The sequence below is a fragment of the Tildeniella sp. genome, from assembly GCF_059505325.1.
On the sequence record NZ_JCACKI010000023.1, the window covers coordinates 24,088 to 39,212 of the forward strand.

Annotated in this window: 9 protein-coding genes; 3 read left to right on the forward strand and 6 right to left on the reverse strand. The window is 52.6% G+C overall.

What is annotated here, in order from left to right; all coding sequences use genetic code 11:
- Positions 1 to 193: 193 nt before the first annotated feature.
- Both apcB and apcA read right to left on the reverse strand, forming a co-directional pair.
- Positions 194 to 679 (reverse strand): allophycocyanin subunit beta, encoded by a 486-nt coding sequence (gene apcB, locus AC5JO6_RS09655; protein WP_496080851.1) that lies wholly within the window; start codon positions 677 to 679, stop codon positions 194 to 196.
- Positions 680 to 793: 114 nt separating this feature from the next.
- A complete protein-coding gene (gene apcA / locus AC5JO6_RS09660; RefSeq protein WP_496080852.1) occupies positions 794 to 1,279 on the reverse strand; it encodes an allophycocyanin subunit alpha in 486 nt (161 codons plus the stop codon).
- A 227-nt stretch (positions 1,280 to 1,506) separates the two neighbouring features.
- On the opposite strand from apcA, the gene cbiB reads away from it, so the two are divergent.
- Complete coding sequence (cbiB, locus tag AC5JO6_RS09665; RefSeq protein WP_496080901.1) at positions 1,507 to 2,466, forward strand: adenosylcobinamide-phosphate synthase CbiB; 960 nt, start codon at positions 1,507 to 1,509, stop codon at positions 2,464 to 2,466.
- A 152-nt stretch (positions 2,467 to 2,618) separates the two neighbouring features.
- On the opposite strand, the gene AC5JO6_RS09670 is transcribed toward cbiB, so the two are convergent.
- Positions 2,619 to 4,160 (reverse strand): pentapeptide repeat-containing protein, encoded by a 1,542-nt coding sequence (locus AC5JO6_RS09670; protein ID WP_496080902.1) that lies wholly within the window; start codon positions 4,158 to 4,160, stop codon positions 2,619 to 2,621.
- A gap of 502 nt (positions 4,161 to 4,662) precedes the next feature.
- A complete protein-coding gene (locus AC5JO6_RS09675) occupies positions 4,663 to 5,286 on the reverse strand; it encodes a hypothetical protein (protein ID WP_496080853.1) in 624 nt (207 codons plus the stop codon).
- Positions 5,287 to 5,347: 61 nt separating this feature from the next.
- Here AC5JO6_RS09675 and AC5JO6_RS09680 point away from each other — a divergent pair, with 61 nt between their 5' ends.
- The gene (locus AC5JO6_RS09680; RefSeq protein WP_496080854.1) at positions 5,348 to 6,574 is read left to right on the forward strand and encodes an amidohydrolase family protein; all 1,227 of its coding nucleotides are present in this window, start codon (positions 5,348 to 5,350) and stop codon (positions 6,572 to 6,574) included.
- Positions 6,575 to 6,613: 39 nt separating this feature from the next.
- Here the strand turns inward: AC5JO6_RS09680 and AC5JO6_RS09685 are convergent, their stop codons facing one another.
- Positions 6,614 to 7,477, reverse strand: a complete 864-nt coding sequence (locus tag AC5JO6_RS09685) for a Ycf66 family protein (protein WP_496080855.1) — start codon at positions 7,475 to 7,477, stop codon at positions 6,614 to 6,616.
- Positions 7,478 to 7,744: 267 nt separating this feature from the next.
- On the opposite strand from AC5JO6_RS09685, the gene gnd reads away from it, so the two are divergent.
- Positions 7,745 to 9,256, forward strand: a complete 1,512-nt coding sequence (gnd, locus tag AC5JO6_RS09690) for an NADP-dependent phosphogluconate dehydrogenase (RefSeq protein ID WP_496080856.1) — start codon at positions 7,745 to 7,747, stop codon at positions 9,254 to 9,256.
- 105 nt (positions 9,257 to 9,361) lie between these two features.
- Here gnd and AC5JO6_RS09695 read toward each other — a convergent pair whose 3' ends face one another.
- Positions 9,362 to 14,644 (reverse strand): nSTAND1 domain-containing NTPase, encoded by a 5,283-nt coding sequence (locus tag AC5JO6_RS09695; RefSeq protein WP_496080857.1) that lies wholly within the window; start codon positions 14,642 to 14,644, stop codon positions 9,362 to 9,364.
- Between the last annotated feature and the right edge of the window lie 481 nt (positions 14,645 to 15,125).

Consider the following 15,125-nt stretch of genomic DNA (forward strand, 5'->3'; position numbering starts at 1 on the left):
GTTTGGAGAGGACGTTTGGGAGTCAAGAATCAATGTTAGATCGTTAAAACTAAACACTCATGGCGATTAGCCTTTGACAAGCTAGCACTCACCCTAGACTCCCAAACCTTCCATTGAGTTTTGAATGTTGAGTTTTGAGTTTTGAATCAAATTAACTCGTGGCTCACAACTCGTCATTCATCGACGTTGAGGGTTAGCTCAAGCCAGAGGAGATGTAGTCGAGGTAAACGCCCAACTCTTTGCCAGCGTCAGAACCAACCAGACCAGCCGCCACTTCTTTGATTGCTTGGATCGCCTGAATGGTTGCCGAAACGGGAACGCCTAGCGAGTTGTAGGTTTCTTTCAAACCGTTGAGCACGCGCTCATCCAGGATGGAAGGATCGCCAGCCAGCATGGCATAGGTTGCATAGCGCAGGTAGTAGTCGAGGTCGCGGATGCAAGCAGCATAGCGACGGGTGGTGTACATGTTGCCGCCGGGACGGGTGATATCCGAGTACAGCAAGGACTTAGCAACCGCTTCTTTGACGATCACGGCTGCGTTGGCGCTGACGGTTGTTGCCGCACGAACGCGTAGTTCACCAGTGCTGAAGTATGCTTTCAGCTTTTCGAGGGAAGCGTTGTCCAGGTACTTGCCCTGTACATCCGAAGAGTTAATGACGGAGGTAATAGCGTCTTGCATGATTGAGATTCCTTAAATCGCGTAGTCTTACGAGAAGTTGAGCACAGAACGGCAAAGGCGAGAGGGCAAAAGATAAGCAACGTTTATGCTTTTTCTGTCCACGATCGCGTTGGCTTACTGCATCGCACCGATAACGTAGTCGAAGTAGCCGCCAGCTTCTGCTGCATCTTCACCAGACAGAAGCGAAGCCGCAACGGTCTTCATAGCGCGAATGCCTTCAGCGACTGCGGGAATGGGGGTGCCCAGAGAGTTGTACATCTCACGAACGCCCACGATGCCGATTTCTTCGATCGGTGTCACATCACCCGCAACCACACCGTAGGTCACAAGACGCAGGTAGTAGTCGAGGTCACGCAGGCAGGTAGCGGTCATTTCTTCGCCGTAAGCGTTGCCACCGGGGGAAACAACGTCAGGACGCTTTTGAAATAGTTGATCACCAGCTTGCTTGATGATGCGTTCGCGGGATTCGGTCAATGTTTGAGCGATCCGTAGTCTCCGTTCGCCACTGGTGACGAAGCTCTTGATGCGATCGAGTTCGCCAGGACCGAGGTAGCGAGCTTCAGCATCTGCATTCACGATCGATTTCGTGACAATACTCATGGATGGATTCCTCTAGAAGAATGTAACCGATGGTGTGACTGGTCGTGCGTTAGAGGGAAAAACTCCCACTCTCGCCCGACGCAATTACCGCTCGTAGTTAATTCTGCGGCATTGCGTTCCCCGTCCTTAACGGGATGTAATAGATTGTAATATTATCCTCATGTTTAAAGGGGAGCAGCGATCGCCTGTTCACTAGCACGTTTTACGTCTCTACTTACGTTTTCTCGATTAATGTTTTAATCTTTGCCGCAGCGCTGGATTATTTAATCGGTGACCCTAAAGGCTGGTGGCATCCAGTGCAGGGGATCGGTTGGGCGATCGCCTACGTTACACGGTGGGCATTTTATTGTTGCCAAACGCCTTTAGCCTTGCGGTGCGCTGGCGTTGTTCTGGGTAGCAGTATCATCTTGGGCAGTGGGTTCGTCGGCTGGGCGCTGGTGGCGATCGCTCACTACCTTCATCCACTCGTCGGCACCGCTACAGCCAGCATTCTACTGGCAAGCTGTTTTGCTGCTAGAAGCCTCAGAGATGCCGCGACAGAAGTGTTACGTCCCTTAGCAACAGGAGATCTAGTCAACGCTCGATCGCGTCTGAGTCAGTATGTGGGACGCGACACCGACCGCTTGACTGCAACAGACATCTTACGAGCCGTGTTTGAGACAGTGACAGAAAACGCCACAGACGGCGTACTCGCACCCTTGTTCTACGCCCTGGTAGGAGCCATGCTGCCGATCGGCAGTGTCCCGCTGGCGTTGGCATACAAAGCTGCCAGCACCCTAGATTCGATGGTGGGCTACAAAGATGCACCCTACACCGATTTGGGCTGGTTTAGCGCCAAAACAGAGGATGTTTTGACCTGGATGCCCTGCCGTTTGACGGTGTTGACGATCGCCCTCTTGTCCCGCAGACCGCTCCACGTTTGGCGGCTTTGTCGGCGGGATGCGCCTCAAGATCCCAGCCCCAACTCCGGCTGGAGCGAGTGTGCTTATGCCACCGCGTTAGATGTGCAGGTCGGTGGTGTTAATTATTATCGAGGCATTGCCAAACCCAAGCCCCTCTTGGGCGATGCCGTGCAGCCGATCACAGCCGATGTCATCGATCGCGCCCTCCAACTCACCCGCTGGAGCGTCTTGCTGTGGCTCACGGTTTGTGCGATCGTCTCAACGCTGGAACGTTTTGAGTTTTGAGTTAAGAGAGCTTTCAGCGGTCAGCTTTCAGCGGTCAGCTTCAGAATCAACTTAAAACTACTTCCCCTGCCTCCCGTGCTCCCCGTGCTCCCCGTGCTCCCACACCCCACTCCCCGTGCTCCCCGTGCTCCCCACACCCCACACCCCACTCCCTACCCTCCATGAAAGCCTTGAATGAAGCTAACCAGCCCAACTAACGGGGGCAGATGATACGTAGAATGTGACTGAGGCGCGATCGATGCCCCAGTTGGATCGAGTGCCATCATGCGCTTGCCAAACAGCGGGTGGCTGTAAAGGGGCAGGCTTTGATTGCTGGAGTTAATCAAGCTTGTTTTAGTCGGAGCCTGAAAGAAGGGAATCTTGCTGAGAGCCGTCAGTGAAGCGTCTGAGAGCTTAAATTCGTTGATCTGCGTGAGCGTTTGTGTGAGCGTTGTTTGGAACGGTTGAAACCATTCCAGCGTACCAAACCGACTTTCTAGTTCTGCTGACAGCAGTAGTTTCACAAGGGTGATCGTTCGCTGTTGCACCTCAGGCGCATCTTTAAAGGGAAAAAGGGCGACACAGCACATCAAAAAAAGCTGACGATCGTGGTTTAACTCAAACGTTAGCGTGGTGCGGCGACGACCCACCTGAATGTTGGGTGGATTGACCGTCAGGTGATAGTGCTGTGCCATCTGGCGATACGTAACCGCCAATGCGTAATGTGCATCCTGATTAAAGCGATCGTCGATGATGAGGCGCACGGTGGGTGGTGCAGCGTAAAAAAACGTGTCCTCGCTAGAGAAACGGTAAATCTGGCTCTGGTCACCGATCGGGCTGAGATCGACCCACTCACAGATCATGCCATCGGTTTTCACACCAAAGCGCGGTACGTCATAGAGCTTTGCCCCTGTAAGCGTTGCTCCACTCAGATCAGCCCCTACCCAATCGGCACCAATCAGGTTTGCCCGTGTGAGATCAACGTGTACGAGCGTGGTGCCAATTAGATTAGCGTTGCTCAAGTTTGCGCCCGTCATTGTGGCACCACTCAGTTTGGCACCGCTCAGGTCTGCACCACTCAAGTCAGCACCGCTCAGGTCTGCCCACCGTAGGTTTGCGCCACTCAAGTTCACCCCACGCAGATTGGTGCGGCTTAAATTCGACTGCCGTAACTCCGTGCTGCTGAGATCGGCACCGCTACAATCGGCACTGCTCAAGTCGGTGCCGTGGAGATTCGCTCCGGTTAAATTAGCCCCCGTTAACACAATCCATTTGAGATCGGCGCGACTGAGATTGGCATTGGTGAGGTTGGCGTTACGGAGTTTGGCATCTTTGAGGTCAGCACCGCTCAAATTAGCGTTGCTCAGGTTGGCGCTGCTCAGGTCTGCCCTGGTAAGCTCTGCTCTTACAAGGGATGCCTGGCTCAATTCAGCATGGGTTAAGTCGGCAAGTGTCAGGTTGGCAACATTGAGAATTGCCTCACTCAGGTTGGCGTTGGTCAAGTTTGCGCCACTGAGTTTGGCGACGTTCAGTTTGGCTCGGCTCAGGTTGGTTTCGCTCAAGTTCGCGCCGCTGAGATTTGCCACACTCAAATTGCCGCCACTGAAATCAGCGTGGCTCAGATCAGCACCGCTCAGATTGGCTTCATTCAGGTTGATGCCAGCAAATGTGCGCTCACCCGCTGCATATCGTTTTAGAACGTCCTCAGTTTTCATGCGCTCAGCTTTCATTGAGAGTGACCTTGACAACGCCCTCAGCCTGCTCTGGAGCCAGCATCCCGATCGCTAGACGTAATTTCAGTGTATCGATAAAATTATCAACGCAAAATATCGGTGAGATCACTGGGATGAAGCTCTCATCCTACGACACAGCCCAATGCTAAGGTACCCACATTGAACCCAGAATGAGCCTGCTCTTGATCGAGTTTTAAGGTTAGCAGCGGTAGATGATAGACAAGGAATGAGGATTAGCAACATCGAATTTTGTAGAGACTGTTTTGGAGGTCAAGGGTGCATTAGGGCGCGTCATCAATTAGCTCCAAAACCCTGCGGTATCAGCCTGATCGCGCCCGCCCCAACACACCAGGCTAGGGGCTGGAACCCTTGCTACAAGTCATGTGTAGTTGTCATTGATGACAGCCCCCAGCGTTTGCGTAACGCGTCAATGAATCTTCACAAAAGCCTTTGTCTGATCGCTCTGATCGTACGGTTAGACTGACTAGACCATCTTCACCCAAAGCGCTAAACCACCGCCACGTCCGCGTGCAGCGATGAAGGTTGGCGCGACCAGAAAGAAGGCAAAGAAAGGGAGATTTGCCACCGATCGACTGTAAAAGTCTCCTGATTTTGGTTTGCGTCTCGGTACCGTACCGCTGTAGACGGTCTTGCCTAAAACATTGAGTTGCAATTGGGTGAAATCAAACGCCAGCAGGTTTTTCTTGCCCAAATAGTGAGCCGGACCCGTGAACCGTAGCAGGACTGGACCAGCTTCAACCTGATTGCCGATCGTCCCTCTGCCCAAGTCTACGTCTGCATCAACCTCAGACTGAAAAGAGATCTGCGCCACTGCTAGTTTTGGCACATAAAAACCGTTGCCCAAAGCAATACCACCGCGCCGTACTTTGCGTGTACCCGTTGCAAAGCAAAGTTGCCAATCACCTAACAACGCCTCGAATGGGTAGATGAGGTGTTCTCGCTTGGCTGTTTTTTCTGCTTGCAGCAGCGCCTCAACGACGGTTACAGCAGTTGGACGAGCGTTCGTTTTAGCTTGAAACGCGATCGCAGCCTGATTGAGCACGGTGATAAAAGGAGATGAATGCGTCGATGCCAGTTCCACGGTCATACAGCCTTCTTGCAGCCAACAACACTAAGCTAAGTGTAAGAGCAAGACTGGAGCAGCGCAGATGGATCTAAAAATTACGCAAGCTCGGTTGCCCGGACGATCGCACCAATGGGACATCGCGATCGCCAATGGCACCATCATCGACATCGCACCATCGCTCCTTGGTACAGCAATCACAACACTCGACGCACAGGGATCGCTCGTCATCCCTGGTTTAGTTGACGCACATATTCATCTCGACAAAGCCTTTTTGCTCGATCGCGTGCAGTGGGAAACGGGCACCTTTACCGAAGCGCTGCAAGAAACCGCCAATGCCAAGCGATCGTTCACTATTGCCGATATTCAAACTAGAGCGCGACGGGTGCTTGAGCAGGCGATCGCCTTTGGTACGACGGCGATGCGATCGCATGTTGAAGTTGATCCTATGATCCAACTGACGGGCATCAAAGCGCTGTTGCCACTACGCGACGAGTATGCTTGGGGACTAACCCTTCAGCTTGCAGTCTTCGCGCAAGAGGGCATTACCAACCAACCCGGTACCAAAGCGTTATTGCGTCAGGCAATGGCGTTAGGCGGTGATGTCATTGGTTCTGCACCCTACGTGGATCCTGATCCAGAGCAAAATATTCGCATTGTGTTTGACATCGCCCAGGAATTTGACCGTGACGTAGACTTTCACCTGGATTTTCTCGATGATGATGCCCCCTTACTTCTACCCGTTGTCATTGCGGAAACGCTGAAACGGGGCTGGCAAGGACGAGTCTGTCTAGGACACATGACGAAGTTGGCAGGGCTAGATCCGGTTGAGTTGGCGGCGATCGCCACTGCCACAGCCGCAGCAGGCATTTCGGTTCTGGCACTCCCGGCTACAGACTTGTATATGATGGCTCGCCGTGATACGCATAACGTCCGACGGGGCGTTGCGCCTGCCCATACGCTGGCAGCCTTCGGGGTAACCACAGGCGTAGCAACCAACAATGTGCAGAACTTGTTTACGCCGTTTGGTGATGGCGATCTGCTGAAAATGTGTACTCTTCTGGCTCAAGTGCTGCAACTCAACACCGCTGAGAGCCATGAGCACTGTTTGGCAATGGCGACAACCGATGCGGCACGGGCGATCGGACTCCCCAACCACCACATCGCTCCCGGCAACGCTGCCGATCTAGTGCTTTTGAATGCAACCTCTGTAACGGAGGCGATCGGTGCCGCACCAACCCAGCGTACCGTCATCAAACAGGGTCGTATCGTTGCTCAAAGCTCCTGCCAGCAAACGCTCTTTGCCTCATGACTCTGATTCCATTTGCGTTCATTGCTGACCGCTCACCGCTCACTCAGTCGATTTTGGGTCAGGTAACACTTCAGCCTCTACAGTCTGTGGTGGAGGTGTTGAGAATTCTTTCGCTTCAGCATCCACAACGTCTGAGGTTGGAGTCGCTGGTTCGGTCGTGCGATCGCTACCCGCATTAACTGACGCAACGTCAACGGTTGGGGTTGTCTCCACATCTGGCTTGCGAAACTGTTTCCTTACATAAACGGGCTTGCTCTCAGGTTTTGCAGTCAGCCCTTTGATAGCACCCTGAACTTGCTTAGCGATCGCTGTCAACGGACTCTCCCCTGACTGGTTCTTGCTAACACTGGGCGCTGAAGCCGCATCAGTGGCGATCGTTTTCGGCGACTGTATAGCGTCCTGACTCGCATTCGCAAAATCCGCAGGTGTCAGCGGGACATACGATTGTGACTCAGCTTTGGGTGACGGAGCCTCTGTCGGTTTTGTCGTTGTTGTCACTAACGCTTCCACCCAGGCAGAGAGTTTGGCGAACTGTTTACCGATCGGCTGGGCAAGCGGCGCGATCGATCGAGAACGAGACAATGCAGCCCATGCGTTCGACAGCATAGCTTGCCATTCTGCCGCCGTTGGCACAGCCGTTTGTTGATCTACAGGAGCAACCTGCCGTCTCAAAGTTAGCGTCTGCCAGCCCAGCCAACCCAGGAGCGTGACGCTTGCCGTCTGTCCTAGCAACACCCCGCCTGTAATGCGTCCGGCACAAACCCACAGCACCAGCGCATAAAACAACCCCAGTCCACTCCAGATGAAATCGTTCTTACGATGCACCTCTGGGAAAAAGAACGCTGCCATGTAGAGACCAAAGCTGCTCAACCCAACGATTAGTGCCAGAAGATATGTCAGCATAGGGCTGCTCCAAACGATGCCGAACAACTAGTTATAGATCGATTCTGTCAGGGAGTGTTGAAGTTTAAGCGACGAGTTTTGTCCACGTCTATAAACGGCTCAAATGCCAAACCCTAAACCTCATTCCTTGTTAACGTCTTCGAGTCTCTTGATTAAAGTGCAATACAGCACAGCTTAAGATTATCTTCCAAGCTAACTTAGGAGCTTCAGGCTACCCTAAAGGGGATTGGAATGCCCAAGCACTTGCAGAATTAAGCAGAGAATCTTATGGCACAAAGCTTTGGTGTAATTGGTCTAGCGGTAATGGGCGAAAACCTGGCGCTCAACGTCGAGCGTAATGGGTTTCCTATCGCCGTTTATAACCGTAGTCGTGAAAAAACAGATGCCTTTATGGCAGAACGGGCAACAGGTAAAAATGTTGTTGCGGCTTACTCGTTAGAGGAATTTGTAGCTGCCTTAGAACGCCCTCGCAAGATCTTGATCATGGTTAAGGCAGGCGCACCTGTCGATGCCACGATCGAGCAACTCAAACCGCTCCTGGATGAAGGCGATATCTTAATCGATGGTGGCAATTCTCTATTCACGGATACAGAGCGCCGTGCTAAAGATCTGGAGTCAGCCAAATTTACCTTTATCGGAATGGGAGTCAGCGGCGGCGAAGAAGGAGCGCTCAACGGTCCTAGCATGATGCCCGGTGGCACAAAGCAGGCATACCAATACCTGGAACCAATTCTGACTAAAATCGCGGCTCAAGTCGATGATGGTCCTTGCGTGACCTATATTGGTCCCGGTGGCGCTGGTCACTACGTCAAGATGGTACATAACGGCATTGAGTATGGCGATATGCAGTTGATCGCCGAAGCGTATGACCTCCTCAGGAGCGTCTTAGGTCTTGATGCCGCAAAACTGCATGAGATTTTCACCGACTGGAACAACACGCCCGAACTCAACTCTTACTTGATTGAAATTACGGCTGATGTCTTTAAGAAGATTGACACTGACACAGGCTTACCGCTGGTCGATCTGATTCTGGATGCGGCGGGGCAGAAGGGCACTGGACGCTGGACTGTCACCGATTCGTTAGAAATTGGGGTTGCTATTCCAACGATTATTGCAGCCGTGACTGCCCGGATTATGTCGTCTTACAAGGCTGAGCGGTTGGCAGCGGCTGAGGTTCTACCAGGACCGATCGCCAAATTTGATGGGGACACAGCCGCCTTCATCACGAAAGTGCGAGATGCTCTCTATTGCTCCAAAATGTGCTCGTATGCTCAGGGTATGGCACTACTCAGCAAGGCATCAGAGACCTACGGGTTTGAGTTAGACCTGGGTGAATGTGCCCGCATCTGGAAAGGTGGTTGCATCATTCGGGCAGGCTTCTTGAATAAAATCAAGCACGCCTTTGACGAGAATCCAGCATTGCCGAACTTACTGCTGGCTCCTGAGTTCAAGCAAACGATTTTGGACAAGCAGGATGCTTGGCGGGAAGTCGTGGCTACAGCCGCCAAACTGGGCATCGCCGTACCTGCCTTTAGCGCCTCGCTGGACTACTTTGACAGCTACCGCCGTGCTAACCTACCGCAAAATCTCACTCAGGCACAACGCGATTACTTCGGCGCTCATACCTATCTGCGTACTGATAAAGAAGGCGTGTTCCACACTGAATGGATGAAACCTGACGAATCAGTTCAGAAACCAGTTCCCGATACGGTTTTAGAGGATCAACCGCAACCGTCTACGGCTGAGGTGCAGAAACAGGAAGTTGAAACGCGTAGCTAAAACTTGGTAGTCACCAAAAGGGTTTGATGGGTACGTGCGTTCATTCGCAACGTGCCCTTTTTGATCAGTTCACCTGATTTTTCAGATTGCTTGCTGGTAGCACGTTCACCCCTCACCGTTCTTTTCCAGCGATGGACATGCGTTGGGCGACAAACGTAGATAGCGCAGGCATTCTTCTGGTTTAAGCTGCCGCAGGCTACGATCGCGGGCGAGGCGCAGCAGTTCTTCCCACGTTGCTGCCCAAAGGTGAACGTCTCCACTTTTGCTGAGGCTGGCAACGTAGCGACCGTCAGGGCTGAAAAATGCCTGCTGCATTTGTTCTTGGTTGGCACCGGGTGCCGCAGAGCGTAGTAGTGCCTGTTCTGTACCTGTCTTGGCATCCCACAAGCGCACGGTGCCATCGGCACTGGCAGTTACTAAGGTGGCGGCATCAGGACTAAACTCTGCATCCAGCACTGCGCCTTGATGCCCCGCCATAATCACACGAGACGCGCCTGTTGCTGCATCCAGCACTCTAGCCGTGCCGTCCCAACTCGCGATCGCCACTAACTGTCCATCAGGGCTAAAGTGGGCACTGCTGACAACATCGCGGTGGTAGAACGTGGTGAGCAGTTGACCGGAAGCCACCTGCCAGAGTCGCGCTGTGCGATCGCGACTAGCACTCACCACACGCTGGCTGTCTGCACTAAACTGTGCCTGCTCAATGCTTGCTTCGTGACCGCTCAAGCTCTGTACCAGCTTGCCAGAGGGCACAGCCCAGAGATAAATGATGCGATCGCCCACACCTAAAAGCGTTTTACCATCAGGGCTGAAAGCAAGCTGACGCATAGGCTCAAGACGATGATGGTTAGTTTGATGGGTTGTGAAAGAAAGAGGATTGCTGTCATCCAGACGGCGCACAGGCACAAGTGACTGATCTGGCTGAATTTGCCAAAGGTCTACTGTGCCTTGGGCAGTAGCGGTAGCGACTAATGGTGTATTGGGGCTAAAAGCAACGCCCGTCAGCTTACTGCTAAAGGGTCGCTTGCTTATGAGACGTTCGGGTGTGCGAGGAGCCTCCGTTCTGCCTGATCGTGTTTGACCATCGGTTGCCGAAGTAACATCACGTAACAGCCGTACTGAATTTGCTGTTGAGAGTGTAGAGACAGCCGTTGTTCTGGGCAGCGATCGGGTAGGGACTAACGTTGCCCCTAGCGGCGCTGGTTGCAGATCCTTGAGCGCTGGCTCGATCGCCGCTCCTAAGACACTCAGGACATTGAAAGCGTTGATTCCTGTTAAGCGCGCCGAAAACCAGGATTGCTTTGGCATCACAGACGCGACGTGAGTAGCATTGTCTGCGCTCACCATTGGCTTAGTTGGGTTCCAGGTGTGCACGGTACCATCGATCGCAAGAGTCACTATGCCCCCAAACCCCTCAGGCGCTGCTTTCGCCGTCTGTGAGAGATTAGCACGCGACATTGCTGTCAACGATCGAGGCTGATTGGTCGGTAAGGTTTGGAGCGCACCTCGAAAGGCTGCCCACTGTATTTGCCCGCTGCCTGGTTTCAGCATGGGAAATTCGCTGCCCATTGCTGTTGACCACAACCGCGCAGAACCGTCTGTACTGGCAGTAGCAATCAAAGAGCCATTGCCGCTGAACTGAACTGCCTCGATCGCGCCTGAGTGCCCCTTCAAACTACCGACCAGTGCCCCAGTCTGTACATCCCACAGCCGCGCAGCCTCAAGCGGCTGATCCTCTCCCCATTGATGGTCAGCCATAACTAGCTGACGACTGTCTGGACTGAAAGCAATGCTGCTGAGTGATGGATTCGGTTGTACTACATCTTGTTCAGGCTGAGCGCGGGTGCTCAACGTATCGTTATGCTCTAGCTGATGCCATAGTTGACCCGTCTTAATATTCCACAACTGAATGCGACTGACAGCAGCAGCAGCAAGAAATTGCCCATTCGGGCTAAACAAAACCTGCTTCAGCGGTTGTGATGCCTGCCCAAGCCCTTGTTTTCGGCGGCTACGCTGACTGGGGATCGCTTCAGCAGCCAGAGCGCGGCGTAGCTGCCCGGTGCTGCGTTGCCAAAGACGCACGATGCCGTCATCACATGCAGTCGCGATCGACTGCCCATCCGGGCTAAAGGTGGCGCTATTAACCAATTTTGCATGACGCAGAACCTTACGACTCTGCCCGTTACTCATGCGCCCATCACGCACCTGCCAAAGTTGAGCCACAGTACCGCTAGCTGTTAATAGTTCTCGGTTGTCAGGGTTGAAAACCAGACTGTTGACAGGAGCAGCGTGCCGAAGACTAGCGTGTGATTGTCCACTAGCCACAGCCCAAACTCTTACTTCCTTGCCTGCGCTGGCGGCGATCCAGTTGCCGTTGGGGCTAAAGCTCAAGTGCCGCACAGGTGCTTTCAAGCCGCTGAGCGTCAATAGACGTTTGCCAGATTCAACTGACCAAACCTGAACATCAGCAGAGTTTTGGGCGATCGCCGCCAGTTGCTGACCGTTTGGGCTGAACGCGATCGCGACGATCGGCGTTGCCCGTTGAGAGTCATCGGTCGTCGTTCGCTCAGCGGTTAAAGATTGATTGCTCTCATCACGCCAAGCCAGAATCTTCTCCACTGTTTGCGTTGTGAGTGACCAAAGTCGCACGGTGCCATCAGCGCCAGCCGTCGCAAGTTGCCGTTGATTCGGGCTAAAAGTGATCTGGTGGACGGCTCCTTGATGTCCCTGCAAATTGGCTTGCAGCCGCAGTTTTTGCAGTGCCGATCGCAGGCTTGCCTGAGCTTCGTAGGTGTAGCCACCTTTTTCGGCAGCAAAACGGCTAATCAGTAACGCAGTCGTCGGATCACTTTCTGGCTCTTGTAAGATCGCTTGAGCCACGGCAGCTTGCTGTCTGGATGTGGCAATTTGCAGTTGATATTCCTTCTCTGCCTGACTGTTGACAACGGCTCGATACTGACTAAATGTGACCACCAGCGCCACTAACAGCGTACAGGGCACAGCCAGTTGTAGCAGCCGTCGCTCTTTCTGTGCACGTCGGTTTTCCTCACGGCTAATCACGATATACCGTTGTGCCAGCGCTGACAGTTCGTCAGGATAGGCGATCAAGTAGTCCTCAGCCTCTATCAGCCGATCGCCATGCAGCAAATATTCGGGCGAACGTGACTGTTCCCAAGCAGCCCACTCCTTAGCAGCATGCTCAATCCGGCGCTGTCGCTGAAGCAACTCCCGATTTTCGTCTAGCCAGGTTCGCAGCAGCGACCAATTCCGAATCAGCGCTTCGTGGGCAACATCTACCGTTTCTTGGTAATCGCTGCTGAACTGAGCCGTTGCATATTCAGCTAGCTCATGCGTCGATCGCCGTATAATGCCAGCGATGCTGCAATTGGCACTATCTGCCAATAAGATTGGGGCTTGATTAAACTCAGAGGGTTGCTGTAAGCACTTTCCCTGGCGCATCTGGGCAAGGCGTAAGGCTGTAGAGACATTGGCAAGCCCTTGCACAGCCCGCTCCTGCCGATTGCAACTGGAGCTAACACGATTGGTGACGACCAATTTTGCTGTGACCAATTTTTCCAGCACTCGCTCAATCAACTCGGCTGGAAACCAGGGACTAACAAGTTCGGTTTTGGAAATGCGACGGCGGGTATCCTCAGTACCGTCGCCAATCTGCGTCAACGCAATAAAAACTCGCTTGGCAACCCGTTGCTCTTCGTGGGTGAGGCTATAAAAAAGGTCATTTGCCCGTTTCTGTAGCGTGCCACGAACGCCACCCAGCTCGTTGTAAGCATCCAGTGTCAAATGAGCGGTTCCATCATGAGGGTCGATTTGCCGCTGCCGCCATAGTTCAAGCAATGTGTACTGCAACAGCGGCAGTTCTCCCGGTGCGCCCACAACATCCAGCAAGATGTTGTAAATCAGATTGGGTTCACAGACGAGACCTGCTTTAGCAGCAGGCTTTAGGATGGAGGCTTTGATCTGGTCATAGGTGAGGGGTGTTACCGTTACCAGATGTTGCTCAATTTGCTCTGCTAAACCGTTGTAGAGAGAGTATTTGCCAAAAAAATCGGCTCGAAGCACAATGACAACGCTGAAGCAATCGCCAATTTCGCGGAGAGCAGTGATAAGACTGTTGAAAAAACTTTGTCGATCGCGTTCTGCTTGCACCCCCTGGCACAGCGTGAAGACCTCCTCAAACTGGTCAATGATTAGCAACAGTCGAGAATTTCTGCCATGCTTCGCAGACATCAGGCTGGCGCGTACCAGATGAGACAGTCCCGTGCCGCCATCTCGGAGTAGCATTTCGGCGCGCCTTAATTGCTCTGCCCGATCGATCGCCGAATCCTTGGGGTTAACGAAGGCAGTTGCCAGACTTTTGAGCGGTTGATCGGTGGGGCTAATCAGTTGGATCCGCCAGCGATCGCTCCCCGAAAACTTTTTGCCCTGTCGCAAGGTGTGGATTAAGCCAGCTCTAACCAACGACGATTTGCCGCTGCCCGATGCCCCCACAACGGCAGCGAAATTCCCCACTCTAAGCTTTTCAATCAGTTGATCGGTCAGATCTTCGCGCCCAAAAAAGTACTCGGCGTGTGCCTCATCAAAAAACTCCAGCCCTCGAAACGGGCAAACATCCAGGGCAAGCTCTGTTTTGATGACTGCCGATGCAGCCTGTCCGCGTGTGAGGAGAATTTCACTACCAGAATTTTCAAATAATGGCTGCTGCTGCTCTCGTTTGAGTGCATTACTGACCCAATCAGTGAGCGCATAGTTAGTGACGGTGCCATTCGCCATGCGAGTCGGATCTAAGCCATCTAACAACGCCTGCGTAAACACGCTGTACTTACCGATCATCGATTCGTAAGCCGCTTCGTATTCTCGTGATGCCGCCATAAACAGGCGATCGGTGCCCGATCGAGCACCCGGATCAGCTTCCAGAAAGTTCAGTAGCTCCCCACTGTGGCAGCAGTCTAGTAGCACAATGCGTTGCCGCACGGGGCTTTCCTGCAACAACCGCCGCAGCCAAAACAGTGACAGTCCGTAGAAGCTGGTGTTTGGATTCGCATCACTGGTTGCTAGAAATCCTTCTTGCACACCCGCATCTTTCTGTAACCCATGCCCCGAAAAGTAAAATAAGGCTGTTTGGGGAATATTGTTTCCCTTTGGCTTAAACAGTTTGACGAGCGCACCTTCTAAATCCGCGACAGTCACTTGAGTTTTAAAGCCAATTCTGGATTGTCCCGCCTGGACAATCTCTGGCATCCGAGCGACCCGAAAATCACCATCCACCTGTAGTCGCTGAGCGATCGCCTCAGCATCATGGGAGGGTGCGCTTAAACCGGGCAACCACTGATACGTACTAATTCCAACGACTAAAGCATCGCGTGACACTATGTAACCCTCCCCGAAGTTTTTTGTAATGAGGCTGAATGATGTATCTAACCGTCTTCAGCAATATTCAATACATACGTTCAACCCATCAAAAGGCATCATCAGGGCACACTCAAGATACAGATTGAGAGCGCATGAAAAAGACGGACGCTCGATCCAAAAGACGAAAGTAAGCAAACGATTTGCAAACTTGAAAACTTCTTAAACGGATTCTTAGAGCTGATGAAAATCTAAGCCAAATGGCTTAGACTCTGCTTCATCTAATAGGAACTGAATCCACAAAGCGTTATCTGAAGCCTGTTTTGGTCAAGAAAGCTGACGACGTGCTTGAGTTTGATCGTTGGCTCTCTTAGTTCAAAGGTAATGAAGTTTTTGGTAAGCGTAAAAGGGGGTAACACCCCTAAGGGTGATTTTTAGAGTGGTTGAAGTTAGTTCAGAACTAATTTTTCTCTAAGAAATCTTGCTCATGCAGCCTGATCAA